28 protein-coding genes and 3 tRNA genes are annotated in these 25,986 nt (G+C 72.1%); 9 read left to right on the plus strand and 22 right to left on the minus strand.

Annotation, left to right across the window (positions count from 1 at the left end; genetic code table 11):
- Positions 1–16 precede the first annotated feature (16 nt).
- Together IE267_RS03150 and IE267_RS03155 are read left to right on the plus strand one after the other, a co-directional pair.
- Positions 17–1,255 carry a pyridoxal phosphate-dependent aminotransferase gene (locus tag IE267_RS03150; protein WP_161244504.1) on the plus strand — a complete coding sequence of 413 codons (1,239 nt, stop codon included), beginning with the start codon at positions 17–19 and terminating at the stop codon, positions 1,253–1,255.
- Between the two features lie 118 nt (positions 1,256–1,373).
- A complete protein-coding gene (locus IE267_RS03155; RefSeq protein ID WP_161244503.1) occupies positions 1,374–2,393 on the plus strand; it encodes an adenosine deaminase in 1,020 nt (339 codons plus the stop codon).
- A 58-nt stretch (positions 2,394–2,451) separates the two neighbouring features.
- Here the strand turns inward: IE267_RS03155 and IE267_RS03160 are convergent, their stop codons facing one another.
- From IE267_RS03160 to IE267_RS03185, 6 genes are all read right to left on the minus strand, one after another.
- Positions 2,452–3,507, minus strand: a complete 1,056-nt coding sequence (locus IE267_RS03160) for a UDP-N-acetylmuramate dehydrogenase (RefSeq protein ID WP_189762062.1) — start codon at positions 3,505–3,507, stop codon at positions 2,452–2,454.
- 140 nt (positions 3,508–3,647) lie between these two features.
- Complete coding sequence (locus tag IE267_RS03165; RefSeq protein ID WP_189762063.1) at positions 3,648–4,082, minus strand: MaoC family dehydratase; 435 nt, start codon at positions 4,080–4,082, stop codon at positions 3,648–3,650.
- A 1-nt stretch (position 4,083) separates the two neighbouring features.
- A complete protein-coding gene (locus IE267_RS03170; protein WP_167157684.1) occupies positions 4,084–4,536 on the minus strand; it encodes a MaoC family dehydratase N-terminal domain-containing protein in 453 nt (150 codons plus the stop codon).
- Positions 4,537–4,693: 157 nt separating this feature from the next.
- Positions 4,694–4,858, minus strand: coding sequence for a 50S ribosomal protein L33 (gene rpmG / locus IE267_RS03175; protein ID WP_003956487.1), 165 nt, complete (start codon positions 4,856–4,858; stop codon positions 4,694–4,696).
- Between the two features lie 88 nt (positions 4,859–4,946).
- Positions 4,947–5,019 (minus strand) — tRNA-Met (locus IE267_RS03180).
- A 44-nt stretch (positions 5,020–5,063) separates the two neighbouring features.
- Positions 5,064–5,136 (minus strand) — tRNA-Thr (locus IE267_RS03185).
- A gap of 231 nt (positions 5,137–5,367) precedes the next feature.
- On the opposite strand from IE267_RS03185, the gene IE267_RS03190 reads away from it, so the two are divergent.
- Positions 5,368–6,639, plus strand: a complete 1,272-nt coding sequence (locus tag IE267_RS03190) for an amidohydrolase family protein (protein WP_189762064.1) — start codon at positions 5,368–5,370, stop codon at positions 6,637–6,639.
- Positions 6,640–6,683: 44 nt separating this feature from the next.
- Entirely contained in the window at positions 6,684–7,340 is a 657-nt protein-coding gene (locus IE267_RS03195; protein ID WP_161248610.1) for an SDR family oxidoreductase, read from the plus strand.
- Between the two features lie 10 nt (positions 7,341–7,350).
- On the opposite strand, the gene IE267_RS03200 is transcribed toward IE267_RS03195, so the two are convergent.
- Both IE267_RS03200 and IE267_RS03205 read right to left on the minus strand, forming a co-directional pair.
- Positions 7,351–8,022, minus strand: a complete 672-nt coding sequence (locus IE267_RS03200) for a LolA-like protein (protein ID WP_189762065.1) — start codon at positions 8,020–8,022, stop codon at positions 7,351–7,353.
- Positions 8,023–8,180: 158 nt separating this feature from the next.
- Positions 8,181–8,262 (minus strand) — tRNA-Tyr (locus IE267_RS03205).
- Positions 8,263–8,489: 227 nt separating this feature from the next.
- Here IE267_RS03205 and IE267_RS03210 point away from each other — a divergent pair.
- The 3 genes from IE267_RS03210 to IE267_RS03220 all read left to right on the plus strand — a co-directional run bounded on the left by IE267_RS03210 (position 8,490) and on the right by IE267_RS03220 (position 10,265).
- Positions 8,490–8,978, plus strand: a complete 489-nt coding sequence (locus IE267_RS03210) for a YajQ family cyclic di-GMP-binding protein (protein WP_189762066.1) — start codon at positions 8,490–8,492, stop codon at positions 8,976–8,978.
- A gap of 109 nt (positions 8,979–9,087) precedes the next feature.
- On the plus strand, positions 9,088–9,597 hold the full coding sequence (locus tag IE267_RS03215; protein ID WP_167157692.1) for a methylated-DNA--[protein]-cysteine S-methyltransferase: 510 nt from the start codon (positions 9,088–9,090) through the stop codon (positions 9,595–9,597).
- A complete protein-coding gene (locus tag IE267_RS03220; protein ID WP_189762067.1) occupies positions 9,594–10,265 on the plus strand; it encodes an alpha-ketoglutarate-dependent dioxygenase AlkB family protein in 672 nt (223 codons plus the stop codon). The genes IE267_RS03215 and IE267_RS03220 overlap by 4 nt, the downstream gene beginning before the upstream one ends.
- 25 nt (positions 10,266–10,290) lie before the next feature.
- Here the strand turns inward: IE267_RS03220 and IE267_RS03225 are convergent, their stop codons facing one another.
- The 14 genes from IE267_RS03225 to IE267_RS03290 all read right to left on the minus strand — a co-directional run bounded on the left by IE267_RS03225 (position 10,291) and on the right by IE267_RS03290 (position 22,899).
- Positions 10,291–10,560 carry a GlsB/YeaQ/YmgE family stress response membrane protein gene (locus IE267_RS03225; protein WP_161248616.1) on the minus strand — a complete coding sequence of 90 codons (270 nt, stop codon included), beginning with the start codon at positions 10,558–10,560 and terminating at the stop codon, positions 10,291–10,293.
- A gap of 209 nt (positions 10,561–10,769) precedes the next feature.
- Complete coding sequence (locus IE267_RS03230; protein ID WP_161248618.1) at positions 10,770–11,162, minus strand: YccF domain-containing protein; 393 nt, start codon at positions 11,160–11,162, stop codon at positions 10,770–10,772.
- Positions 11,159–12,022 (minus strand): zinc metalloprotease HtpX, encoded by an 864-nt coding sequence (gene htpX, locus IE267_RS03235; RefSeq protein WP_161248620.1) that lies wholly within the window; start codon positions 12,020–12,022, stop codon positions 11,159–11,161. The genes IE267_RS03230 and htpX overlap by 4 nt, the downstream gene beginning before the upstream one ends.
- Before the next feature lie 146 nt (positions 12,023–12,168).
- A complete protein-coding gene (locus IE267_RS03240; RefSeq protein ID WP_161248622.1) occupies positions 12,169–12,633 on the minus strand; it encodes a large conductance mechanosensitive channel protein MscL in 465 nt (154 codons plus the stop codon).
- 204 nt (positions 12,634–12,837) lie between these two features.
- On the minus strand, positions 12,838–14,424 hold the full coding sequence (locus IE267_RS03245; RefSeq protein WP_229860601.1) for an NADH-quinone oxidoreductase subunit N: 1,587 nt from the start codon (positions 14,422–14,424) through the stop codon (positions 12,838–12,840).
- The gene (locus tag IE267_RS03250; RefSeq protein ID WP_189762068.1) at positions 14,421–15,995 is read right to left on the minus strand and encodes a complex I subunit 4 family protein; all 1,575 of its coding nucleotides are present in this window, start codon (positions 15,993–15,995) and stop codon (positions 14,421–14,423) included. The genes IE267_RS03245 and IE267_RS03250 overlap by 4 nt, the downstream gene beginning before the upstream one ends.
- Before the next feature lie 3 nt (positions 15,996–15,998).
- Positions 15,999–17,999 carry an NADH-quinone oxidoreductase subunit 5 family protein gene (locus IE267_RS03255; protein ID WP_189762069.1) on the minus strand — a complete coding sequence of 667 codons (2,001 nt, stop codon included), beginning with the start codon at positions 17,997–17,999 and terminating at the stop codon, positions 15,999–16,001.
- A complete protein-coding gene (gene nuoK, locus IE267_RS03260; RefSeq protein WP_167157702.1) occupies positions 17,996–18,370 on the minus strand; it encodes an NADH-quinone oxidoreductase subunit NuoK in 375 nt (124 codons plus the stop codon). Before nuoK ends, IE267_RS03255 begins: the two co-directional genes overlap by 4 nt.
- Complete coding sequence (locus IE267_RS03265) at positions 18,370–18,981, minus strand: NADH-quinone oxidoreductase subunit J family protein (protein ID WP_229860603.1); 612 nt, start codon at positions 18,979–18,981, stop codon at positions 18,370–18,372. The genes nuoK and IE267_RS03265 overlap by 1 nt, the downstream gene beginning before the upstream one ends.
- Positions 18,978–19,745, minus strand: a complete 768-nt coding sequence (locus IE267_RS03270; RefSeq protein WP_189762070.1) for a NuoI/complex I 23 kDa subunit family protein — start codon at positions 19,743–19,745, stop codon at positions 18,978–18,980. The genes IE267_RS03265 and IE267_RS03270 overlap by 4 nt, the downstream gene beginning before the upstream one ends.
- The gene (locus IE267_RS03275; RefSeq protein ID WP_161244368.1) at positions 19,745–20,713 is read right to left on the minus strand and encodes a complex I subunit 1/NuoH family protein; all 969 of its coding nucleotides are present in this window, start codon (positions 20,711–20,713) and stop codon (positions 19,745–19,747) included. Before IE267_RS03275 ends, IE267_RS03270 begins: the two co-directional genes overlap by 1 nt.
- The gene (locus IE267_RS03280) at positions 20,706–21,923 is read right to left on the minus strand and encodes an NADH-quinone oxidoreductase subunit C (RefSeq protein ID WP_189762071.1); all 1,218 of its coding nucleotides are present in this window, start codon (positions 21,921–21,923) and stop codon (positions 20,706–20,708) included. Before IE267_RS03280 ends, IE267_RS03275 begins: the two co-directional genes overlap by 8 nt.
- Complete coding sequence (locus tag IE267_RS03285) at positions 21,920–22,525, minus strand: NADH-quinone oxidoreductase subunit B (RefSeq protein ID WP_161247389.1); 606 nt, start codon at positions 22,523–22,525, stop codon at positions 21,920–21,922. Before IE267_RS03285 ends, IE267_RS03280 begins: the two co-directional genes overlap by 4 nt.
- Complete coding sequence (locus IE267_RS03290) at positions 22,516–22,899, minus strand: NADH-quinone oxidoreductase subunit A (RefSeq protein WP_100578212.1); 384 nt, start codon at positions 22,897–22,899, stop codon at positions 22,516–22,518. Before IE267_RS03290 ends, IE267_RS03285 begins: the two co-directional genes overlap by 10 nt.
- Before the next feature lie 225 nt (positions 22,900–23,124).
- On the opposite strand from IE267_RS03290, the gene IE267_RS03295 reads away from it, so the two are divergent.
- Positions 23,125–24,348, plus strand: a complete 1,224-nt coding sequence (locus IE267_RS03295; protein ID WP_167157706.1) for a sensor histidine kinase — start codon at positions 23,125–23,127, stop codon at positions 24,346–24,348.
- 285 nt (positions 24,349–24,633) lie between these two features.
- Positions 24,634–25,959: a sensor histidine kinase gene (locus IE267_RS03300; RefSeq protein WP_189762166.1), complete on the plus strand. Its 1,326-nt coding sequence runs from the start codon at positions 24,634–24,636 to the stop codon at positions 25,957–25,959.
- Positions 25,960–25,986: the final 27 nt, after the last annotated feature.

The raw sequence follows: 25,986 nt of genomic DNA on the forward strand, positions 1-25,986 counted from the left end.
TGGGACCATGGCCCGCATGAGCGCTGCAACTCCCCCGCCTTCCTCCCCCACCGAGCGCCGGGTCTCCGCGCGCATCGGTGCCATCTCCGAGTCCGCGACCCTCGCCGTCGACGCCAAGGCCAAGGCCCTCAAGGCCGCCGGACGTCCGGTCATCGGCTTCGGCGCGGGCGAGCCCGACTTCCCGACGCCCGACTACATCGTCGAGGCCGCGGTCGAGGCCTGCCGCAACCCGAAGTACCACCGCTACACGCCGGCCGGGGGCCTGCCCGAGCTCAAGGCCGCGATCGCCGCGAAGACGCTGCGCGACTCCGGCTACGAGGTCGACGCCTCGCAGGTCCTGGTGACCAACGGCGGCAAGCAGGCGATCTACGAGGCCTTCGCGGCGATCCTCGACCCGGGCGACGAGGTCATCGTCCCGGCCCCGTACTGGACCACCTACCCCGAGTCGATCCGGCTCGCGGGCGGTGTCCCGGTGGACGTCGTGGCCGACGAGACGACCGGGTACCGGGTGTCGGTGGAGCAGTTGGAGGCGGCCCGCACGGAGCGGACGAAGGTCGTCCTGTTCGTCTCCCCGTCCAACCCGACCGGCGCCGTCTACAGCGAGGCCGACGCGGAGGCCATCGGGCGCTGGGCCGTCGAGCACGGCCTGTGGGTGATGACGGACGAGATCTACGAGCACCTGGTGTACGGCAGCGCCGCGTTCACCTCGCTGCCCGCGATCGTGCCGGAGCTGCGCGACAAGTGCATCGTCGTCAACGGCGTCGCCAAGACCTTCGCGATGACCGGCTGGCGGGTGGGCTGGATCATCGGCCCGAAGGACGTCGTAAAGGCCGCGACCAACCTCCAGTCGCACGCCACGTCCAACGTCTCCAACGTGGCGCAGATCGCGGCGCTCGCCGCCGTCTCCGGGAACCTGGACGCGGTCGCGAAGATGCGGGAGTCCTTCGACCGGCGGCGCGCGACCATGGTGCGCATGCTGGGCGAGATCGACGGCGTGATCTGTCCCACGCCCGAGGGCGCGTTCTACGCCTACCCGTCGGTCAAGGGCCTGCTCGGCAAGGAGATCCGCGGCAAGCGCCCGGCGACCTCGGCCGAGCTCGCCGCGCTGATCCTGGACGAGGCCGAGGTCGCGGTCGTCCCCGGCGAGGCCTTCGGCACACCGGGCTACCTGCGGCTCTCGTACGCCTTGGGCGACGAGGACCTCGTCGAGGGCGTCTCGCGGATCCAGAAGCTGCTGGCCGAGGCCCGCGACTAGGTTCCGGCGGATCGTGTGGTGGGAGCGGGCCCCGGTGGGGCCCGTTTCTGCGTTCGGGGCCGGTCCCGATCGGGGAAAGGGGCTGCCGGATTCCGGCCGGGTGCGGCAAGATCCCTGGATGGAGCACGTTCGCGACGTACGAGATCTGCCGAAGGCCCATCTGCATCTGCACTTCACCGGGTCGATGCGGCCCTCGACCCTGCTGGAGCTCGCCGACAAGTACGGCGTCCGGCTGCCCGAGGCGCTGACCGGCGCCGAGCCGCCGAAGCTGCGGGCCACCGACGAGCGCGGCTGGTTCCGCTTCCAGCGCCTCTACGACACCGCGCGCTCGTGTCTGCGCGCCCCCGAGGACATTCAGCGCCTGGTGCGCGAGGCGGCCGAGGAAGACGTCCGGGACGGTTCCGGGTGGCTGGAGATCCAGGTCGACCCGACCTCGTACGCCCCGCTGCTCGGCGGTCTGATCCCGGCCCTGGAGATCATCCTGGACGCGGTCGACTCGGCCTCGCGCGAGACCGGGCTCGGCATGCGCGTGGTGGTCGCGGCCAACCGCATGAAGCATCCCCTCGACGCGCGCACCCTGGCCCGGCTCGCGGTCCGCTACGCCGATCGCGGGGTGGTCGGGTTCGGTCTGTCCAACGACGAACGCCGGGGCATGGCGAGGGACTTCGACCGCGCCTTCGCGATCGCGCGCGAGGGCGGGCTGCTGGCGGCCCCGCACGGGGGCGAGCTCTCCGGCCCGTCGTCGGTGCGGGACTGCCTCGACGACCTGCACGCGCGGCGGGTCGGGCACGGGGTGCGGGCCGCCGAGGACCCCCGCCTGCTGCGCCGCCTCGCCGAGAAGGGCATCACGTGCGAGGTCTGCCCCGCGTCCAACGTCGCCCTCGGCGTCTACGAGAAGCCCGAGGACGTGCCGCTGCGGGTGCTGTACGACGCCGGTGTCCCGATGGCCCTGGGCGCGGACGACCCCTTGCTCTTCGGTTCCCGGCTGGCCGATCAGTACGACATCGCCCGCCGGCACCACGACTTCACCGACCCCGAACTGGCCGAGCTGGCCCGCCAGTCGATCCGCGGCTCGGCCGCACCGCCGGACACCCGGGAGAAGCTGCTGGCCGGCGTGGCCGACTGGCTGAAGAGCTGACCCCCGGGCGCCGACCGGCGCCCGGGGGCGCGCGGCGGACCGTACGACCGGACCGGGGCTAGATTTCCACCCCGACCGCCACCGGCTCGTTCACCAGGGTCACGCCGAAGGCCAGCTCCACCCCGGCCACCACGTCGCGGGCCAGGCCGAGGAGGTCCTCGGTGGTGGCGCCGCCGCGGTTCGTCAGGGCGAGCGTGTGCTTCGTGGAGATGCGGGCGGGCCCCGTCCCGTACCCCTTGGTGAAGCCCGCCTTGTCGATCAGCCAGGCCGCCGAGGTCTTCGTGCGGTCGGCGCCCACGGGCCACGCGGGCGGCGTCACATCGGCGCCGAGGCGCTGCTGGGCACGGGCGAGGAACGCGGCGTAGGCCTCGTTGGGCAGGATCGGGTTGGTGAAGAACGAGCCCGCCGACCAGGTGTCGTGGTCCTCCGGGTCGAGCACCATGCCCTTGCCCGCGCGCAGCTTCAGGACGGTTTCGCGGGCGGTGGCGGCCGGGACGCGGTCACCGGGCTCGACGCCCAGCGTGCGAGCGGTCTCGGCGTACTTGACCGGCGCCGAGAGCCCCCCGGCGTCCTCCAGCTCGAAGCCGACGCGGAGCACGACATAGCGGTCGGGGTGCTGCTTGAAGCTGCTGTGCCGGTACGAGAAGGCGCACTCGGCGTTGCTGAGCGTGACGGTGGCGCCCTCGACGCGGTCGTAGGCAACGACGTGCGTGATGGTGCTGGAGACTTCCTGCCCGTACGCCCCGACGTTCTGGATCGGGGTCGCGCCGGCCGAGCCGGGGATGCCGGCGAGGCACTCGATGCCGGCCAGCCCGGCCTCCACGCTGCGGGCCACCGCGTCGCTCCACACCTCGCCCGCGGCGAGTTCGAGGCGGGTGCCGTCGAGCTCGAAGCCGCGGGTGGCGATGCGCAGGGCGGTACCGGCGAAGCCCTTGTCCCCGATGAGCAGGTTGCTGCCGCCGCCGATGATCAGGAGCGGGGTGCCGCTGTCGTCCGCCTCGCGCACGGCGGCGACGACCTCGGCGTCGGTGGTGGCGGTGACGAGCCGGTCCGCCGGGCCGCCGAGGCGGAGGGTGGTCAGGGGGGCGAGGGGGGCGTCGTGGAGTTCCTGCACGGGGTCCAGCGTACGGGTGCGGTCCGACAGGGGTGCGCCGCCCTGCGGCAGGCGGCGCGGGTGGCTTCCGGTGGGCGGGCCGGGGGCCACGGGTCCGGGTTTCCCCGAGCCCCCTGGCTCCCGTACGCGCTCTACGCGGCTCAGGCCAGGCGGACGACGGCCCGGGACATGCCCAGGACCTTCTGGCCCGCGCTCGTGGCGGTGAGGTCCACCCGGACGGTGCGGGCCTCGTCGTCGAGCTTCGCCGCGACCTTGGCGGTGACCTCGATCAGCGCGCCGGTCTCGTCGTTGGGGACGACGACCGGCTTGGTGAAGCGGACGCCGTACTCCGCGACCGCGCCCGGGTCGCCGGCCCAGTCCGTGACCACACGGATCGCCTCGGCCATCGTGAACATGCCGTGCGCGATGACGTCGGGCAGCCCGACCTCCTTCGCGAACTTCTCGTTCCAGTGGATCGGGTTGAAGTCGCCGGACGCGCCCGCGTACTGCACGAGCGTGGCGCGGGTCACGGGGAAGGACGCGGCCGGCAGCTCGGTGCCGGGCTCGACGTCCTCGTAACGGATCTTCGCGGTCATGTCAGGCCCCCTCGGCCGCTCGGGACACCAGCTTGGTCCAGGCGGTCACGACGTGCTCGCCGGCCTCGTCGTGGACCTCGCCCCGGATGTCCAGGATGTCGTTGCCCGCAAGGGACTTGATCGCGTCGATGGTGGAGGTGACCGTCAGCCGGTCGCCCGCGCGGACCGGACGGCTGTACGCGAACTTCTGGTCGCCGTGCACCACCCGGCTGTAGTCCAGGCCCAGCTGCGGGTCCTGGACGACCTGGCCCGCCGCGCCGAACGTGATGGCGAACACGAAGGTCGGCGGCGCGATGACATCGGTGTGCCCCAGCGCCTTGGCCGCTTCCGGGTCGGTGTAGGCGGGGTTCTCGTCCCCGACCGCCACCGCGAACTCGCGGATCTTCTCGCGGCCGACCTCGTACGGGGCGGTGGGCGGATAGGTCCGCCCCACGAAAGACTGGTCGAGCGCCATCGGGCGGCTACCTCCTGCGGATCAGGGTGGTGGTGCGGTCTACGGAGAATCTAGTCGTACGGCGGCTCTGCGTTCCCGCGCACCGGACAACGCCGAGAGGCCGCCCCCCGGTGTGGGGGACGGCCTCTCGAACGAGCCTGAGTGCCAGACGCCGTGGTTAGCGGGTCTCGCGGTGCGCGGTGTGCGAGTTGCAGCGCGGGCAGTGCTTCTTCATCTCAAGACGGTCCGGGTTGTTACGCCGGTTCTTCTTGGTGATGTAGTTCCGCTCCTTGCACTCCACGCAGGCCAGCGTGATCTTCGGGCGGACGTCGGTGGCAGCCACGTGAGTGCTCCTTGACGGACGGGTTGACGGATGAACGCATAAAAGAGTAGCCGATCGAAGGACCGACCCCACAATCGGCTACTGCTTGTAGCGGTGACCGGACTTGAACCGGTGACACAGCGATTATGAGCCGCTTGCTCTACCGACTGAGCTACACCGCTTTGACACGGAGTCCCTCACCCGAAGGTGAGGGCTTCCGCACCAGAGCCCCAATACGGAATCGAACCGTAGACCTTCTCCTTACCATGGAGACGCTCTACCGACTGAGCTATTGGGGCGAGCGAGGAAGACATTACACGCTCTCTCGCCGATCGCCCAAATCCGTTTCGTGCCGCCCGCGAGCAGGCATTCCGAGGCCCCGCCCCAGCCGTCCCGTAGGCCACTCAGGGCCACACCGGTACGACTATTGCGCTCCTCCTCGATGCACGCCGTGGCCGCCCCTAGGCTCGCCTCACGCTGCGTGATCATGCCCGCCCGAGCCCGATCACCCGAGCCCGACCAGGAGCGCGATGTCCGACAGCCACCAGCAGCCGGCCCACTCCCCCGGCACCGGCGAAGGCCCCGACGCCACCGCCGGCTCCTCGCTGCTGCTGTGCGGCGCCAGGCTCGCCGACGGGCGCACCGTGGACGTACGGCTGGGCGGCGGACGCATCGAGGCGGTGGGCACCGCGGGCAGCCTCACCGCGAACGGCTCCTCGCGCGTGGACCTGAACGGATTCCTGCTGCTGCCGGCCCCCGCCGAGCCGCACGCCCACAGCGACACCGCCCTGACCGCCTTCAGCGCGGAAGGCCCGGTCTCGTACGCGGTCGAGGAGGTCCAGCGCCGGGCCACCGAGGCCGCCCTGCTGCAGCTGGGCCACGGCGCCACCGCGCTGCGCTCGCACGTGCGCATCGACGAGGTCAGCGGGCTCGATCCGCTGGAGGCGGTGCTCCAGACCCGGCGCTCCCTGCGCGGCCTCACCGAGCTCGCGGTGGTCGCCGTGCCGCGCCTGCTCACCGGGGTGGCCGGCGCGGACGGTCTCGCCATGCTGCGCGACGCGGTCAAGATGGGCGCCTCCGTGGTGGGCGGCTGCCCGGATCTGGACGCCGACCCGGCCGGGTACGCCCAGGCCGTCCTGGAGCTCGCCGCCGAGCACGGCTGCGCGGTCGATCTGCACACCGACGGCGCCGACCCGGCGCGCCTCGCGCGGCTCGCGGCCATGTCCGGCGGCCTGCGCCCCGGCGTCACGATCGGTCCCTGCGGCGGGCTGTCCCGACTCCCGCGCGACACCGCGGCCCGGGCCGCCGATCAACTCGCCTCCGCAGGCGTGTCGGTGACCTGCCTCCCGCAGGGCGGCTGCGGAATGACGGACCGTCAAGGAGCCGCACCTGTAAGGCTGTTGAGGGCTGCCGGGGTCCGACTGGCCGCCGGAAGCGGTGCCTTGCGCGACGTCTCCAACCCGGTCGGGCGGGGCGACCCGCTGGAGGCCGCCTACCTCCTCGCCTCCCAGGCCGGGATGCGCCCCGAGGACGCGTACGCGGCGATCAGCACGGTGGCCCGCGAGTCGATGGGCCTGCCCGAGGTGCGGGTCGAGGCGGGCTTCCCCGCCGAACTGCTCGCCGTGCGCGGCGAACGCATCGCGGGCGTCCTCTCGCTCGCCTACAGCCGCATCGTCGTCCACCGCGGCCGGGTGGTGGCCCGCACGAGCGCGGTGCGCGAGTACTGCGACTCGGCCGCGGCCGTCGCCCTCGACCTGCCCCGGCAGGGCCGCACGGAGGCCGGGCGCGGCGAGCCCGGCTGACGCTCCACCGGCGAGCCGCGGCAACTCCGCGTACCGTCGTGACCATGCGCATTGTCATCGCTGGAGGTCATGGTCAGATCGCGCTGCGTCTCGAACGCCTGCTGGCGGCGCGCGGCGACGAGGTGGCGGGCATCATCCGCAAGCCGGAACAGGCGGACGACCTGAGGGAAGTCGGCGCTGAGCCGGTCGTCCTCGACCTGGAGTCCGCGACGGTGGACGCCGTCGCGCAGGCGCTCCAGGGCGCGGACGCGGTGGTGTTCGCGGCGGGCGCGGGCCCGGGCAGCGACGCCTCCCGCAAGGAGACGGTGGACCGGGCGGCGGCGGTCCTGCTCGCGGACGCGGCGGAACGGGCGGGCGTGCGCCGCTACGTCATCGTGTCGTCGATGGGCGCGGACTCCTCCCACCAGGGTGACGAGGTCTTCGACGACTACCTGCGGGCGAAGGGCGCCGCCGACGACGCCGTGCGCTCCCACAAGAACCTGGACTGGACGGTCCTGCGCCCCGGCATGCTGACCAACGACGCCGGCAAGGGCCTGGTGACCCTGGCCGCCTCGACCGGCCGCGGCACGATCCCCCGCGACGACGTGGCCGCGGTCCTGGCCGAACTCGTCGACTCCCCCGCCACGGCAGGCCTCACCCTGGAGCTGATCAGCGGCTCGGCACCGGTGACGGTGGCCGTGAAGGGCGTGGCGGGGAACTGAGCCGGCGGGACTAGCCGGGGGCTGTGACGCTCGTCGGGTCCCCGAAGTCGCGCAGGGTGAGGGTGTTCTTGATCGCCGAGCCGTCAGGCGCGTGGAGCTGCTGCTCCACGCGCACCACGCGCCCCCGCCCGTCGACCCACAGGTCGCTGGCGACGGACCCGACGCCGTCGAGATTACCCGCGGCGATGGGGTCGACCCCCTTCAGGTCGGCGGACGCGATCCGGGCCGACAGGCGCTGCGTGGGACCGGTTCCCTCGTCGTCGCCGTCGACGGCCCGGGCGCCGTGGTCGAGCAGCAGACGCGCATAGCCACGGAGGTTCTTGACGGGGATTCCGCCCTCGGCCGTGGAGGCGTCGAAGGACGTCCAGGAGCCGCCGCCCGTCACGGGGCGCCGGTAGACACGGGTGGCCGTGATGACGACGTCCTCAACCGGATGACCCTTGACTTGATCGTCGAACCGTCCCGTGAGCGGGCCGTTGAGGTTCATCCGCCCCCACGACCGATAGACCTGCACGCCGTCCCGCAGTGACGTCGCCTGCAGTTCAGCCGAACAGGGCCGCGCACTCGCTCCGTCCAGGAGCTTCCCGACGTCCCGGGGCGCATCCGCGCCGGAGCCCCCGCACCCGGCCACCAGAAGCCCGGCCACCGCCGCCCCACAGACCACAAATCGTCGATTACGCATACGCCCCCACCTGCCCCTGGTCCCCCCACGGGCCAGTCCCCCGCGACCCTAAACGGCTGCCTCCGGCACGTCTGCAGCAGGGCGGTCGGTGGCGCCTCCGCCGCACAACGAAGAGACCCCTGGTGACCTTTGCAGGTCACCAGGGGTCTCACCCAGTGTGGCGGCGCCAGGATTCGAACCTGGGTAGGCTAAGCCGACGGATTTACAGTCCGTTCCCATTGGCCACTCGGGCACACCGCCATGGGATGTCGCCTCCGGATTCCCGCTTTTCGGCGGTGCTCCGTGGCAACGACGTAAACGATACCTGATGCCCAGGGGTGCTTCGCCACCCCATTGATCAGCGCTGTGCCGGGGACGGGGTGGCTAGGCTTTGGGGCGGTGGTTCGGCAGTGGGGCCGGGTCGCCGCGCGTTCGGCCACAGGGCTCGTGCGCACCCCGACACCAACCGAACCAAGGAGCCACAGGACATGGCCGACTCCAGTTTCGACATCGTCTCGAAGGTCGAGCGGCAGGAGGTCGACAACGCCCTCAACCAGGCCGCGAAGGAGATCTCGCAGCGCTACGACTTCAAGGGCACCGACGCCTCGATCTCGTGGTCCGGCGAGAAGATCCTGATGCAGGCGAACGGCGAGGAGCGGGTCAAGGCGATCCTCGACATCTTCGAGACCAAGCTGATCAAGCGCGGGATCTCCCTGAAGTCGCTGGACGCGGGCGAGCCGCAGCTGTCCGGCAAGGAGTACAAGATCTTCGCCTCCATCGAGGAGGGCATCTCCCAGGAGAACGCCAAGAAGGTCGCGAAGGTCATCCGCGACGAGGGCCCCAAGGGCGTCAAGGCGCAGGCGCAGGGCGACGAGCTGCGCGTCTCCTCGAAGAGCCGTGACGACCTGCAGGCCGTTCAGGCCCTGCTCAAGGGCAAGGACTTCGACTTCGCCATCCAGTTCGTCAACTACCGCTGACCCGGTTCGCCCCGCGCGCCGGCGGCCCGGACGTGGTGTCCGAATTCCGCCAGCGCCGGGCGCTCGGGGGTCGCAGACTCGATGTCGTACACAAGGAAGGGAATGTGCGATGACTGTCTACGCGACCCTCGAGAGCCCCTTGGGCGAGCTGCTCCTCGTCGGGGAGGAGTCCGCCACCGCGCCGGGCGGGACCGCGCTGGTATCGCTCTCCGTGCCGGGCCAGAAGGGCGGCGCCGCCGTCCTGGACGGATGGCGGCACGCGCCCGACGCCTTCGCCGGGATCGCCGCGCAGCTGCGGGCGTACTTCGCCGGCGAGCTGACCCGGTTCGACATCGAGTACGCCGCTAGCGCCCCCGGCACCGACTTCCAGCGCCAGGTCTGGGCCGAGCTGGACGCGATCGAGTACGGGACGACGGTCTCGTACGGTGAGATCGCCCGGCGGATCGGCGCTTCCTCCGTGCTGGTGCGGGCGGTGGGCACCGCGATCGGGCGCAACCCGCTGCTCGTGGTGCGGCCCTGCCATCGCGTGATCGGCTCCGACGGCTCCCTCAAGGGGTACGCGGGCGGCCTGGAGCGGAAGCAGGCGCTGCTGGGGCTCGAAGGCGCCCTGGTGTCATGAACGAGGGGCTGTTCCGGCTGCCTCGGCCCGAGCGGGTCGAGGTCGCGCCGGGTGCGGTCCACGTGCCGGGCTGGCTCCCTCTCGAGCGCCAGCAGGAGCTCGTCGCCGCCTGCCGGGAGTGGGCCCGGGGTCCCGTGCCGATCCGACGCACCGAGCTGCCGGGCGGCGGCGTCATGTCCGTGCGGACAGTGTGTGTCGGGTGGCACTGGCAGCCGTATCGGTACACCCGCGTCGCCGATGACGTGAACGGGCTTCCCGTCGCTCAATTCCCTGACTGGCTGGGCGAGTTGGGGCGCTCCGCGGTGGCCGCCGCCTATGGCGACGACGACGCGGCGGCGCGCTATGCGCCCGACACCGCGCTCATCAACTTCTACGACGACAACGCCAGGATGGGGCTGCACCAGGACAAGGACGAGAAGTCCGACGCGCCCGTCGTCTCGCTCAGCATCGGGGACAGCTGCGTCTTCCGGTTCGGCAACACCGAGAACCGGGGGCGGCCCTACACCGATGTGGAGCTGGTCTCCGGCGACCTGTTCGTCTTCGGTGGTCCGTCCCGGTTCGCCTATCACGGCGTGCCCAGGGTGCTGCCGGGAACGGGCGAGCCGGCCACGGGCATGGCCCGCGGCCGGCTCAACATCACTCTGCGCGACACCGGGCTCGGCCGCTGACGGCCTTGCCGCGGCGGCCCGTCGGTCAGCGGCTGCGCGAATTGCCGAACAGGATGCGGTAGATGATCAGCAGCACGAGCGAGCCGCCGATGGCCGCTCCCCAAGTGGCGCCGTCGTAGAAGTGGTTGGCGATCGGACGGTCCAGCCAGCGGGCCGATATCCAGCCGCCGACGAACGCGCCCGCGACGCCGATGAGGGTCGTGCCGATCAGGCCGCCCGGGTCGCGGCCGGGGAGCAGGATCTTGGCGATCGCCCCGGCGAGCAGGCCGAGGATGATCCAGCTGACGATGCCCATGCCGGGAACCTGCCTTTCGTACGCGCAAGCGCGGGGCATCTGCCGTATTGCGTAACCCCGCAACCATTCGGTTCGTGGGGGAAGACGCCCTGGCGGCACGCACGGTTGCGGCCCGTTTCGGGGTGCGGTGCAGGACACAGGGCCGGACCCCGGGGCGACGTCACGCCCCGGTGCTCAGCACGCGCCCGGCACCCCGACCCGCTCGCCCCTCAGCGCGCGGCGAACGGCTCGTCCGTGCGGACGATCTCCTTGCCCAGGGGCAGCAACGACACCGGGATCAGCTTGAAGTTGGCGATGCCCAGCGGGATGCCGATGATCGTGACGCACAGCGCGATGCCGGTGACGATGTGGCCGAGCGCCAGCCACCAGCCGGCCAGCACCAGCCACAGGACGTTGCCGACGCAGGAGGGCGCGCCCGCGCCCCGCCGGTCGACGACCGTGTAGCCGAACGGCCAGAGGGCGTACACGCCGATGCGGAACGCCGCTATGCCGAACGGGATGCCGATGATGGTGATGCACAGCAGCACGCCTGCCAGCAGATAGCCGAGGAACATCCAGAAGCCGCACAGGATCAGCCAGATGATGTTCAGGATTGTCTTCACGGGCGGCGACCTGCCATTTGTTCGAGTCGGGCAATGCGTTCCGCCATCGGCGGGTGGGTCGAGAACAGTCTGGACACTCCCTGGCCGGGACGGAAGGGGTTCGCGATCATCATGTGGCTGGCCGTCTCGATGCGCGGCTCGGGCGGCAGCGGCAGCTGCTTGGTGCCCGCATCGAGCTTGCTCAGCGCACTGGCCAGGGCCAGTGGATCACCGGTGAGCTGGGCACCGGACGCGTCCGCCTCGTACTCGCGGGAGCGGCTGATCGCGAGCTGGATGACCGAGGCCGCGAGCGGGCCCAGGATCATGACCAGGAGCATGCCGAAGATGCCGGGGCCCTCGTCGTCGTTGGAGCGGCCGACGGGGATCAGCCACGCGAAGTTGACCAGGAACATGATCACCGAAGCGAGCGCGCCGGCGACCGAGGAGATCAGGATGTCCCGGTTGTAGACGTGGCTCAGCTCGTGTCCGATCACGCCCCGCAGCTCCCGCTCGTCGAGGATCTGCATGATCCCCTCCGTGCAGCACACGGCCGCGTTGCGCGGGTTACGGCCCGTCGCGAATGCGTTGGGGGCCTGCGTCGGCGAGATGTACAGGCGGGGCATGGGCTGGCGGGCCTGCGTCGAGAGCTCGCGGACCATCCGATAGAGCGCCGGGGCCTCGAATTCGCTGACCGGGCGGGCCCGCATGGCGCGCAGCGCCAGCTTGTCGCTGTTCCAGTACGCGTAGGCATTGGTGCCCAGCGCCACCAGAACCGCGACGATCAGCCCGGTACGGCCGAAGAAGCCTCCGATGACGATGATGAGCGCGGACAGTCCTCCGAGGAGGACTGCGGTCCTCAGCCCGTTGTGCCGGCGGTGCACGGTACGCCCTCCAAGTGGTGCGGTGGGGAGCCTTCGCTGGTGGTCCTTCCACTGTCCAGTGGACTCTCCCGTACTGGTCAACGCCAGGCGGGGGACGCGGGTTCCCTTGTGCGCGCTGGAGGGCGCGCTACGCCGTACGGGGTGGATCAGCGCTGGGCGGGCAGCCCGGCCATCTCCAGGGCCTTCTCGTCCGGCTCGATCTCGCTGGTGCAGTACGAGCAGCGGCTCGCGATGCCGGGGATCTGGGAGTAGCAGCGGGGGCAGTCGCGCAGCGCGGCCTTGATGTCCACCGGCTTGTCCTTGTCCCGCCGGTCGAAGCGGGCCTGCACCTTCATCATGGGCACGACGACCAGGAAGTAGAGCACCGCGGCGGTGATCACGAAGGCGATGGCCGCGCCGACGAACTTGCCGTAGGGGAACGTCACGCCCTCGGCGGTGAAGGTCGCCGTGCTGAAGTCGCCGGTCGAGCGGGTGGCCAGGCCGATCAGCGGGGTGATGAACGCGGTGCTGAAGCCCGTGACCACCGCGGTGAAGGCCGATCCGACGGCCAGACCGACGGCCATCGTCACTATGTTCCCGCGCAGGATGAAGTCCTTGAACCCGCTCAGCACCGCTCTGCTCCCTGATGTGTCTCGTCTGGTTCCGCGCCGCCGTACCCGCGTACGCGCCCGGATGTGCGCGTACGACAGTGCCTTCTCAAGGGCGTACGCACCAAACCGTGCCCTCGCCCCAGGCTGGCCAAAACGCGGCGGCGGCCGCAAGAGGGGCACGCCGTGCCCGGCGCGCCCCGCACGCGCCCACCGGAGGGCGCCTCCTCAGAAGAGGGTCACCGAGGCGAAGTGCAGGGCCAGTTGGGGCAGGCCCGACAGGACGACGCCGACGGTCGCGGTGAGCGCGACGGCGACCGCGAGGGGGGCGGGGACGCGGGAGCGGACGGGCTGCGCGACCGGCCCCGAGGACGCGCCGACGGCCGCGGACGGCTCCCCCGCCGGCTCGGCCGGCGCGACGGCGGTCTCCGGCGCGCGGAACAGGATCGCGGTCCAGCGCAGGTAGTAGTAGAGGGCGACGACGACGTTGACCGCCATGACGACCGCCAGCCAGCCGAGGCCCGCGTCCACGGCCGCCGAGAACACGGTGACCTTGGCGAACAGGCCGATGATGCCCGGCGGGAGTCCGGCGAGGCACAGCAGGAAGAAGGCGAGGGCCAGGGCGGCCAGGGGGCGCTCGGCGTACAGGCCCCGGTAGTCGGTGAGACGGTTCAGCGGCTTGCCGCGGGCGACCAGGGCGGCCACGGCGAACGCGCCCAGGTTCACGACGGCGTACATCAGGGCGTACGCGACGGTGGCGCCGACCTTGTTGTCACCGGAGTAGGCGGCGGCCGCGATCGGCACCAAGAGGTAGCCGGCCTGGCCCACCGAGGACCAGGCGAGCAGCCGGACCGCACTGTGGGCGCGGGTCGAGGCCTGGCGCACGGCGGCCGCGTTGCCGATGGTCATGGTGAGGGCGGCGAGCACCGCGAGGGCCGGACCCCACACGTCCGCGTACGCCGGGAAGGCGACGACGGTCACCAGGATCAGCCCGGAGAAGCCGACCGCCTTGCCGACGACGGAGAGGTAGGCGGCGACGGGCAGCGGCGCGCCCACATAGGTGTCGGGCACCCAGAAGTGGAAGGGTGCCGCGGCCGTCTTGAAGGCGAAGCCGACCAGGGTCAGCACGACGCCGGTCTCGGCGACGGTGCCCAGCTGTCCCGGGACGTCCGCGAGCTTGGTGGCGATCTCCGTGAGGTGCAGGGTGCCGGTCGCCGCGTACACGAAGCTGACGCCGAGCAGCATCACGGCGGTGGCGGTGACCGACGACAGGAAGAACTTCAGGGCCGCCTCGGAGGACAGCCGGTCGCCGCGCTTGAGCCCGACGAGCGCGAAGGCGGGCAGCGAGGCGACTTCCAGGGCGACGACGAGGGTGGCGAGGTCGCGGGCGGCGGGCAGCAGGGCCGCGCCGGCCGCCGAGGACAGCAGCAGGAACCAGAACTCGCCCGCCGGGAGCTTCTCCTCGGTGTCCTTCATCGCGAGCAGGGCGGTGAGCAGGGCGCCGCCGAGGACCAGGGCCTGGATGACGAACGCGAACTGGTCGACGGTGTAGCTGCAGGCGTCCGGGTTCGCGGTCAGGCAGAACGTGGAGCGGCTGCCGGTGCGCAGCGGCACCAGCGCGGCCAGCGCCGCGACCAGGCCCGCGAGGGTGATCCAGCCGAGCAGCGGCTTGCGCGCGGGCGGCAGGAACAGATCGGCGAGCAGGACGACCAGGGCGACCGCGGCGGCGATCAGGGGCGGTGCGATCGCGACCCAGTCGACGGACTGGACCAGGCTTGCGGTGCCGGCCGCCGCGATGGTGACGTCGGGGGTCACGACTTGCCTCCTGCGAGGAGCTTCTGGACGGCCGGGTCGGTCAGGCCGAGGAGGACCGCGGGCCAGAGCCCGGCGAGGACGGTGAGCGCGACGAGCGGGCTCCAGGCGGCGAACTCGTAGCCCTGGATGTCGGCGAGTTGCGGGCCCTCGGTGGGCTTGCCGCCCATGCAGACCCGGCGCACGACGACCAGCAGGTACGCGGCGGTGAGCAGGGTGCCGAGGGCGGCGATCGCCACGAAGGTGAGGAAGGCGGGGCGGCTGAGGCCGGCCGCCGGGTCGAACGCGCCGAACATCGCGAGCATCTCGCCCCAGAACCCGGCGAGTCCGGGCAGCCCGAGGGAGGCGACGGCCGCGAAGGCGAGGAGCCCGCCCAGGCGCGGCGCCCTGCCGTAGAGAGCGGCTCCGGTGGCGCCGGCCAGGGTGTCGAGGTCGGCGGTGCCGTAGCGGTCCTTGAGGGCGCCGACCAGGAAGAACAGCAGGCCCGTGATGAGGCCGTGGGCGATGTTGGCGAACAGCGCGCCGTTCACGCCGGTCGGGGTCATCGAGGCGATGCCGAGCAGCACGAAGCCCATGTGGCCGACGGAGGAGTACGCGATGAGCCGCTTCAGGTCGCCCTTGTTGCCCTGCTTGGCGAGGGCGAGGCAGGCCAGCGAACCGTAGATGATCCCGGCGACGGCGAAGGCGGCCAGATACGGCGCGAAGGTGTGCATGCCGTGCGGGGCGATCGGCAGCACGATGCGCACGAACCCGTACGTGCCCATCTTCAGGAGGACGCCGGCCAGCAGCACCGAGCCGACGGTCGGGGCGGCGGTGTGGGCGTCCGGCAGCCAGCTGTGCAGGGGGAACATCGGGGTCTTGACCGCGAGCCCGATCCCGATCGCCAGAACGGCGATGACCTGCACGGACGTGGTCAGTCCACGGCCGTTGTCAGTGGCGAGTGCCACCATGTCGAAGGTGCCCGCCTTGAGCCCGATCAGGAGCAGGCCGAGCAGCATGACGACGGAGCCGAGCAGGGTGTAGAGGATGAACTTCCAGGCGGCGGCGGTCCTCCCGGCCCCGCCCCAGCGGGCGATGAGGAAGTACATCGGGATGAGGACCATCTCGAACGCGAGGAAGAACAGCACGAGATCGAGGACGGCGAAGGTGGCGAGGGTGCCGGACTCCAGGACGAGCAGGAGCGCGACGAACGCCTTCGGGCCCGGGCCCGGCGGCATCTTGAAGTAGCTGTACAGCGCGCAGAGGAAGGTCAGCAGCGCGGTCAGGACGACGAGGGGGAGTGAGATGCCGTCGACGCCGAGGTGGAGGTGGACGTTCAGCGCCGGGATCCACTGGATGTCCGTCGTGGCCTGCATCTTCGACGGGTGGCCGTGGTCGAAGCCGAGCGCGAGGACGATCGCGGCGACCAGGATCACGCCGGTCACGGTCACGCCGTGGCGGAGCACGGCCTGGTCGGGTCCCTTGCCCCTGAGCCCGGGCGGGGCGGGGAGCAGGGCGGCCACGGCGCCGATGAGGGGGACGACGACGATGAACGCCAGAAGGAACTGCATCACGGACTCGCTCATATCGATCACGGCTCAGGACCCCGCGGTGACGTTGGCAAGGACGACCACGGCGGCCGCCAGGACGAGTGAGCCGGCCAGCAGCGCGCTGAGGTAGCTCTGCACATTGCCGTTCTGCGCGCGGCGCACGGCCCGGCCGAGCCACCGCGGCCCGGCGCCCGCAGCGCGCACGTACGTCTCGACGACCTCCCGGTCCAGGAAGCGGACCAGCTCGGCCGCGGCCAGGACGGGGCGGACGAACAGGGCGGAGTAGACGGCGTCCAGGTGGAAGCCGGTGGCCGCGTGGCGGTGCAGCGGGCCGAGCAGGAGACGGCCCGGGTCGGCCGGGTCGGGGGCGGAGGCGATGTCGCCGTAGACCGCGGTGTGGCTGGCGATGGCCTCCTCCTCGACGAGGCTCCCGTCGCCCTCGGGGTGGGCGGCGACGGCGCCCATCGGGGTGCGGGCGGCCAGGGCCGAGGTGTGGCGCCAGGCGGCGTAGGTGACCAGGCCGCCGACCAGGGCGACGCCCGTCGACAGGACGGCGGTGGTGACGGCCGGGGTGAGCGCGCGTCCGTCGAACCAGTCGCCGAGGTAGCCGGTGGTGAGACCGAAGCCGATGGAGGGGATGGCGAGCACCCACAGGACGGCGTTCATGACGAAGGGCTGACGCCCGTGGTCCGGGGCCTCCGCTCCCCTGCCGCGGAAGGCGAGCAGCCACAGGCGGGTCGCGTACGCGGCGGTCAGGAGGGCGGCGAGGAGCCCGGCGATCAGCACGACCCAGCCGGCGCCGGAGGGGGCGACCTGGCTCTCGCCGAGCGCGGTGTGCTCGGCGGCGGACAGGACGGCCTCCTTGGAGAAGAAGCCGGCGAAGGGCGGGATCGCGGCGAGCGCGAGCAGGGCGACGGTCATCGTCCAGAACGCGTCGGGGACGCGCTTGGCCAGGCCGCCCATGCGGGACATGGCGGTCAGGGAGTTGGTGCCGGCCGCGTGGATGACCACGCCGGCGGCGAGGAAGAGCAGCGCCTTGAACGCGCCGTGCGAAAGGAGGTGGAAGACGGCGGCCCCGCGGTCACCGACGGCCAGGGCGCCCGACAGATAGCCGAGCTGGCCGATGGTCGAGTAGGCGAGGACGCGCTTGATGTCGTCCTGGGCGAGCGCGGCGAGGCCCGAGCCGACCATGGTGATCGCGGCCATCACGGCGAGCACGGTCATCGCGGCGGCGGACGCGGCGAAGACGGGCAGCAGCCGGGCCACGAAGTAGATGCCGGCGGCGACCATCGTCGCGGCGTGGATCAGCGCGGAGACCGGGGTCGGGCCGGCCATCGCGTCGGGCAGCCAGGTGTGCAGCGGGAACTGGGCGGACTTGCCGGCCACGCCCGCGAGCAGCAGCAGGGCGATGAGGGTGGGGTGGTCGATGCCGCCGGTCAGGGCGGCCTGGACGACGCCGGTGATCCGGAACGTACCGGCGTCGGTGGCGAGCGCGAACAGACCGATGAGGAAGGGGACGTCGCCGAGCTTGGTGACCAGGAAGGCCTTCAGCGAGGCGGCCCGCGCCTCGGGGGTCTCCCAGTAGTGGCCGACCAGGAAGTACGAGCAGATGCCCATGATCTCCCAGCCGACCAGGAGGACCATCAGGTCGCCGGAGTAGACGACGAGCAGCATCGCGGAGGTGAAGAGGGAGACGAGCGCGGCGTACGAGGTGTAGCGCGGGTCGTCGCGCAGATAGCCCGTCGAGTAGAGCTGGACGCAGGTGGCGACCAGGCCGACCAGGACGGCGACGAGGACCGCGAACCCGTCCAGGTGGAGGGCGAGTTCGATCGGCACCGAGCCGGTCGGGGTGAGCCGGGTGGCCGCGTCGATCGCCTTGCCGCCGCCCTGGTCCACGGCGACGACGACGGCGAGGACGAACGCGGCGAACGTCGGCAGCACCGCGAGCGGGCGGACGAAGCCGGGCGCGCGTCGGCCGAGCAGCAGGCCGGCCGCGGCGCCGAGGAACGGCAGGAGCGGGACGAGGACGGCGAGGGTCGTGGTGGTCACGCGGCGGCCTCAGCCTTCTGTGCCGGGGCGGCGGGGTCTTCGGGTTCGGCCGGGTCGGGGCCGGGGTCCTCGGCGGTGTCGCGGAGCCGGTCGATGTCGGAGGTGCCGCGGTTGCGGTACACGGCGAGCACGATCGCGAGGCCGATGCCGATCTCGGCGGCGGCGATGGCGATCGTGAACAGGGTGAGCGCCTGACCGCCGTGGAGGGTGTCGCGCAGCCAGACGTCGAAGGCGACGAGGTTGAGGTTGACGGCGTTGAGCATCAGCTCGACGGACATCAGGACCAGGATCGCGTTGCGGCGCGCGAGCACGCCGTAGAGACCGGTGCAGAACAGGAGGACGGCGAGCACGGCGGGATAGGCGAGGTGCATCAGCGCGACTCCGTCTCACGGGGGGCGGCGGCCGGGGCATCACCGGGGGCGTCGTCCGGGGCGCTCTTGCGGGACAGCACGATCGCGCCGACCAGAGCGGCCAGGAGCAGCACGGACAGCGCCTCGAAGGGCAGCACCCAGTGCCGGAAGAGGATCTCGCCGGACACCTTGGTCGAGCCCTGGGCCGGTCCGTCGAGGTCGATCCAGCTGGTGCGGAAGGCGTCCACGACGACCCAGACCAGGGTCCCGGCGGCGGCGACGGCCACCGCGAGGGCCACCCAGCGGTTGCCGGAGTCGGCGTCCGGGGAGCGGCCGATGGGGGCCTTGGTGAGCATCAGACCGAACAGGAGGAGCACCACGATCGAACCGACGTAGATGAGGACCTGCACCCAGGCGATGAACTCGGCCGTGAGCAGCAGGTATTCCACGGCCAGGCCGCCGAGCGCGACGACCAGCCACAGCGCGGCGTGCACCAGCTGGCGGGTCGTGACGGTCATGACGGCCGCGCCGAGGGTGGCGATCCCGACGAGGAGGAAGGCGATCTCCACGCCGTTCGGCGACAGGAAGCCCTGCGGTGCGGTGAGGGCCGCCTGGGCGAGGGTCGCGCTCATGACTGGCCTCCCTCGGGGCCGGAGTTCGGGGTGGGGTCACTGGGGCCGGTGGGGCCGGTGGGGCCGGTGGGGCCGGTGGGGCCGGTGGGGTTCGAGGGAGCAGCGCCCTCGGACGGCCCGGCCGCCTCGGCGGGACCGGCCGCCTGATCGGCCTGTGCGGCAGCCTGCTCGGCGGCGGCCTGCTGCGCCGCGGCTGCCTCCGCCGCCTCCGCCGCCTGCGCGGCGGCCAGCTTGTCGGCGGCCTTGCGGGCGGCGGCGACTTCCTTCGGCTCCTCGGCGCCGGGGTCGAGCGCGGGCGGGGCCGGGACCGTCCACATCCACTCGCGCAGCTTGTCGCGCTCGTGGGTGAGCTCGTGGATGTCCGTCTCCGCGTACTCGAACTCAGGGGACCAGAACAGCGCGTCGAAGGGGCACACCTCGATGCAGATACCGCAGTACATGCACAGCGAGAAGTCGATCGCGAAGCGGTCGAGGACATTGCGGCTGCGTTCGCGGCCGCCCTCGACGGCGGCGGGCACCGTCTCCTTGTGGGAGTCGATGTAGATGCACCAGTCGGGGCACTCGCGGGCGCACAGCATGCAGACCGTGCAGTTCTCCTCGAACAGGCCGATCACGCCCCGGCTGCGGGGCGGGAGTTCGGGCTGGACATCGGGGTACTGCGCGGTGACGGTCTTCTTCGTCATCGTGCGGAGCGTGACGGCGAGGCCCTTGGCGAGGCCGGAACCGGGGATACGGGGCCGGGTGGGCGGGAGGGACTCAGACATCAGCTGATCGCCACCTTCACGATGCCGGTGAGCGCGATCTGCGCGAGTGCGAGCGGGATGAGCGTGGTCCAGGCGAGCTTCTGCAGCTGGTCCTCGCGGAGGCGGGGGTAGCTGACCCGGAGCCAGATCACGACGAAGGCGAGTACGGCCGTCTTGAGCAGGGTCCAGACCCAGCCGAGGCCGTCCGCGCCCCACGGCCCGTGCCAGCCGCCCAGGAACAGGACGGTGGTCAGGCCGCACAGGACGACGATGCCGGCGTACTCGGCGAGCAGGAACAGCGCGAAGCGCAGGCCCGTGTACTCGGTGTACGCGCCGAAGATGATCTCGGAGTCGGCGACGGGCATGTCGAAGGGCGGGCGCTGGAGTTCGGCGAGGCCCGCGACGAAGAAGACGAGGGCGCCGACGATCTGCCACGGCAGCCACCACCAGTGGAAGGCGTTGAGGATGCCGGGCAGCGAGACGGTACCGGCCGCCATCGCCACGGATGCGGCGGCGAGCAGCATCGGCAGTTCGTACGCGAGCAGCTGGGCCGCGGTACGGAGTCCGCCGAGGAGGGAGAACTTGTTGGCCGAGGCCCAGCCCGCCATCAGCGAGCCGAGCACGCCCACGCCCATCACGGCGAGCACGAAGAAGATGCCCGCGTCGACGACCTGGCCGACGGCACCCTCACTCGGGCCGATCGGGATCACCACGAGGACGAGCAGGTAGGGCAACAGGGCTACGGCGGGGGCGAGTTGGAAGATGCGCCGGTCGGCGGCCGCCGGGACGATGTCCTCCTTCTGGGCGAACTTCACGCCGTCCGCGACGAGCTGGGCCCAGCCGTGGAAGCCGCCGGCGTACATCGGGCCGAGCCGGCCCTGCATGTGCGCCATCACCTTGTGCTCGGTCTGCCCGACGACGAGGGGGAGGACCAGGAACACGACGAAGACGACGACGAGGCGGACGGCGACGTCGAGTGCGTCATTCACGCGGCTCGCCTCCGGCGGGGTCGGTGGGTTCGGCGGGGTCGTGGGGCTCGGGCTCTTCGGCTGCGGGTGCCGGGGCGGGCTTCGCCGCCGGCTCCTCCTCGCCGAAGGCGGGTTTCGGGCTGTGCCAGGGGGCGTCCGAGCTGCGCGTACGGGGCGGAGCGGCGGCCCGCCTCTCGGCGTCGCCGCCCTGCTGCGAGGCGGAGCCCTCGCTCGCGCTCCGGCTCCGCCGGGGCCGAGCGGCCGGAGCCTCCGGGGCGTCGGCCACCTCGGCGGGGCCGGGGGCCTCGGGAGCGGTCGGGACCCCGGGACCCTCCGGAGCGGGGGCCTCGGGAGCGGTCGGGCTCTCGGGAGCGGCCGGGGTCGTCTGTGACGCCGAGCCCTCGCTCGCGGTGCGGGTGCGCCTCGGGCGTACGGCGGGGGCTTCCGAAGGCGCGGGCTCCGGGGCCACGGCACCCTCCGTACCGGCCGGAGTCACGCCACCCTCCGTACCGCCCGGGGGCGCCTGTGAGGCCGAGCCCTCCGACACGCTTCGGGCGCGCCGCACCGGGCGCTCCCCCGCCGCGCGGGCCGGGCGTTCGGCTCCGGCCGCTCCGGCCGCACGCGGGGTGCGGGCCGGGCGGGCCGGGGCCGGGGGCAGCTGGCCCTTGAGGGGGCCCCATTCGTTCGGGTCGGGGACGCCGGGCGGGAGCATCTGGCGGCGCTTGGGGCCGCCGTGCTCCGACTCCCCCGGCTCCTTCGCGCCCGGCCACGCCTTGGCGACGCGGGCCGCGAGGACGAAGTCCTTGCGCAGGGGGTGGCCCTCGAAGTTCTCGGGGAGGAGCAGCGGAACCAGGTGCGGGTGGTCACTGAAGTCCACGCCGAACATCTCGTGGGTCTCGCGCTCGTGCCAGGCCGCGCCCGCGTAGACGTCGATGGCGGAGGCCAGCACCGGCGCCGAGTGCGGCACGGTCGTGCGCACGAGCAGGCGGCGCACCCGGCCCTCGCCGAGCGAGACGACGTGCGCGCAGATCCGGAAGCCGGAGCCGGGCTCGTCGACGGCGCTCAGCCAGTCGAAGTAGGTGCAGCCCAGCTTGTCGCGGGCGATTTCGAGCGCGGCGATCCAGGAGCCGGCCGGCACGTCGACGGTGAGCAGCCCGTAGGCCTCCTCCGCCGTGGCCTCCGCGCCGAAGATCTCGGTGACGCCGTCGGGCAGGGTGTCGTACGCGGTCACGCCCGGTCCTCCCCCGGGGTCGGCGGGGCGGCGACGAGCCCGCTGGTCAGCTGGGCGGGGGTGGCCGCGTTCGCGTACCGCTCACCGAGCGACTCGCGGGCGATCTTCTCCTGGAGCTTGAGGATGCCCTGGAGCAGCGCCTCGGGCCGGGGCGGGCAGCCGGGCACGTACACGTCGACCGGGATGATCTGGTCCACGCCCTTGGTCACCGAGTACGAATCCCAGTACGGGCCGCCGCAGTTGGAGCAGGCGCCGAAGGAGATGACGTACTTGGGCTCGGGCATCTGCTCGTAGAGCCGCTTGACCGCGGGCGCCATCTTGTCCGTCACCGTGCCGGAGACGATCATGAGGTCGGCCTGGCGCGGTCCGGGCGCGAAGGGGATCACGCCGAGCCGGATGAAGTCGTGGCGGGCCATGGAGGCCGCGATGAACTCGATGGCGCAGCAGGCGAGGCCGAAGTTGAAGACCCAGAGGCTGTAGCGGCGGCCCCAGTTGAGGACCACCTTCATCGGCTCGGGGGCCAGGCGCGAGAGCACGCCCAGCTTCTTCGGCTCGGGCAGCAGCACGGGCTGCGACGCGGGTCCGGGAGTCGTCACGTCCATTCCAGGACGCCCTTCTTCCATGCGTAGAGCAGTCCCACGGCCAGGAAGCCGAGGAAGATGAACATCTCGACGAGGGTGGTCGCGCCGTAGCCGGGGGCCGCGAAGACGGTCGCCCAGGGGAAGAGGAAGATCGAGTCCACGGCGAAGATCACGTACAGGAAGGCGTAGACGTAGTAGCGGACCTGGGTGTGGGCCCAGCCCTCGCCGACCGGGTCGACGCCACACTCGTAGGTGAGGAGCTTCTCCGGCGTCGGTACCACGGGCCGCAGCAGCCGCCCGGCCCCGAAGGCCACGGCGACGAACAGCACGCCGACCACGGCGAGCAGGCCCACGACCGCATAGCTGTGGAAGTAGTCGGCAGCCAACACCGGCATCTGGCGCACGGTCGGTTCCGGCACGTCGCGCCCCTCGCTCCCTGGCCTCGATGATCTCGTTGCGCCCTGTTCGACGCTGTGTACGGACGGGAGTCTAGGCCCTGCTAAGGGGGCCCTTCGCAGGCGCGTCTCACGGTGTGGGCCGCCGGGGTGGGGTTTTCCCCCGTACAAGGAGGGTGCGGCACCCCATGGCGCCGCCGATCTCCGCCCGGCAGGCTTGGCACCATGACCAGGACCCTCCGCGAGCAGCAGCGGTACGCAGCAGAACAGCCGGGCGCAGCCGCCGGCGACGAGAAGGCCGCCCCGCCCGCCGTGCGGTTCGCCTACGAGCGGCACACCTGGAAGGAGATCGCCCATCTCCTCGCCGACTTCCCGATGGCCCTGATCGGCTTCGTCTACGTCGTCGTGATGGTCGCGCTCGGGCTCGGTCTCTCGGTCACCGTGGTCGGCCTTCCGCTGCTCGCCGTGGGGCTGCTCGGCGCGCGTCAGCTCGGCAAGGCCGAACGGGCCCGGGCGCGGGCCCTGTTGGGGGTGCACGTCGAGGAGCCCACCCCGATCCCGGCGCGTCCGGGCCGGCACGGCGGATTCTTCCCCTGGCTGTGGACGAGCCTGCGCGACCCGGTGGCCTGGCGCAATGTGCTGTACGAGTTCGTGCGGCTGCCCTGGGGGATCGTGACGTTCGCGGTGACACTGGTCTCGCTGTTCGTGGCGTGGCCGGTGCTCGGCTTCATCGCGCGGGGGCTCACCAACGCGGACCGGATGATGGTGCGCGCCCTGCTCTCGCCGTCGGACAGCCTGGAGCGGCGGATCGCGGAGCTGGAGTCCGACCGGGGGGTGGTCGTCGACACGGCGGCGGCCGATCTGCGCCGCATCGAGCGCGATCTGCACGACGGGGCACAGGCCCGCCTGGTCGCCCTCGCGATGGGTCTCGGCCTCGCCAAGGAGAAGCTCCTGGAGGACCCGGACACGGCGGCCGCAATGGTCGACGAGGCGCACGGCGAGGTGAAGCTGGCCCTGCAGGAGCTGCGCGACCTGGCCCGCGGCATCCACCCCGCGGTCCTCACCGACCGCGGCCTCGACGCGGCGCTCTCCTCGGTCGCGACGCGCTGCACGGTCCCGGTCAAGGTGGCCGTCGACCTGCCCGGGCGGCCCGCCCCCGCCATCGAGGGCATCGCGTACTTCACGGTGTCCGAACTCCTCCAGAACGTCAGCAAGCACAGCCGGGCACGGGCCGCCTCGGTCGAGGTGTGGCGCAGCGCGGACCGGCTGCTCATCCAGGTCGAGGACGACGGGGTGGGCGGCGCCCGGCTCGACGGCGGCACCGGCATGGCGGGTCTGGCCGAGCGGCTCGGCGCGGTGGACGGTCTGCTCGTCCTCGACTCGCCGGCCGGCGGCCCGACGGTCGTGACGGCCGAGCTGCCGTGGCGCGACCGGGGTCCGCAGGACTGACGGGTCCCTCAGCTCCCGGGTCCGCAGGACCGACGGGTCCCTCAGCGCGCGGGTCCGCAGGACCGACGGGTCCCTCGGCTCCCGGGTCCGCGGGACCCGCGGGCTCCAGGGTCCGCAGGACCGACGGGCTCCCGGGATGCCCGGGGGTAGGGAAAACCCCCGGTCGAAGAGGGTGACCGGCTCCATGGCCGGGGCCGCCCGCGCAGGACAGGCTGGGTGTCACAGGGGGCGGCGCGCAGTCGGCGTCCGCGCTTCACACGGAACGGACGGACGGGACCGATGACCATGGACACCGAATACGGGTACGGCGTGGCACGGTCCCCCGAGCCACGGCACCACGTCCTCCCTGCGGTGCTGCGGGCACCGTTCGAGGGCCGCACCTTCCGCGAGTTCGGCCATCTGCTGCTGAGCCTGCCGATCAGCGTCCTGCTGTTCTGCTGGTCCGTGCCCATGGTGTCGGCGAGCGCCGGCCTCCTGATCACCTTCATCGGCATCCCGCTGATGGCGGTGGCGCTGATGGGGTGCCGGGCGTTCGGCGTGCTTGAGCGGGCCCGGGCGCGGGCGCTGCTCGGGGTCGAGATCGACGAGCCGCGTCCGGTGCGCTCGCGCGGCGGTCTCATGTCGTGGATCGGCGGGGTCCTCAAGAGCGGCGTCTCCTGGCGCCACCTGCTCTACACGGTGTTCCACTTCCCCTGGGCGGTCTTCGCCTTCTGCGCGGCGCTGCCGCTGTGGCTGACCGGCTGGGCGCTGTTCAGCTACCCGCTGTGGCGCTGGGTGTTCCCGATGTACGCCGGCCAGGCCGGCCTCCAGCTCTACGGCGACGACCACCACAACGTGTACCTGGACACGCCGTTCGAGATCGCCCTGACCGCGGCCGCGGGCCTGCTGATCACGCTGGCCGTGCCGTGGCTGATCCGCGGCCTCGCGACGGTGGACCGGGTGATGGTCATCGGGCTGCTCGGCCCTTCGCACCTGGAGGAGCGGGTCACCGAGCTGGAGTCGGACCGCGGCGTCGTCGTGGACACCTCGGCGGCGGACCTGCGCCGCATCGAGCGCGATCTGCACGACGGGGCACAGGCCCGCCTGGTCGCCCTCGCCATGGACCTCGGTCTCGCCAAGGAGAAGCTGACCGAGGACCCGCAGGCGGCGGCCCGCATGGTCGACGAGGCGCACGGCGAGGTGAAGGTCGCCCTGCAGGAGCTGCGCGACCTGGCCCGCGGCATCCACCCCGCGGTCCTCACCGACCGCGGCCTCGACGCCGCGCTCTCCTCCGTCGCGTCCCGCTGCACGGTCCCGGTGCGGGTCGAGGTGGACCTGCCGGGCCGACCGGTTCCGGCCATTGAGGGCATCGCCTACTTCACCGTCTCCGAACTCCTCCAGAACGTCAGCAAGCACAGCGGCGCGAACCGGGCCACCGTCGAGGTGTGGCGGACCGCCGACCGCCTGATGCTCCAGGTCGCCGACAACGGACGCGGCGGCGCGGACGCCTCCGCCGGCTCGGGCCTCGCGGGCCTCGCCGAGCGGCTCGACGCGGTGGACGGCATCCTCGCCGTCGACTCCCCGCCCGGTGGCCCGACGACGATCACCGCCGAACTGCCTTGGCGAGCCTAGGAGTTCCGCAACCCGGCCGGGGCACGC

This window comes from Streptomyces xanthochromogenes, from assembly GCF_014650455.1.
GTDB classification, from domain to species: Bacteria; Actinomycetota; Actinomycetes; order Streptomycetales; family Streptomycetaceae; genus Streptomyces; species Streptomyces xanthochromogenes.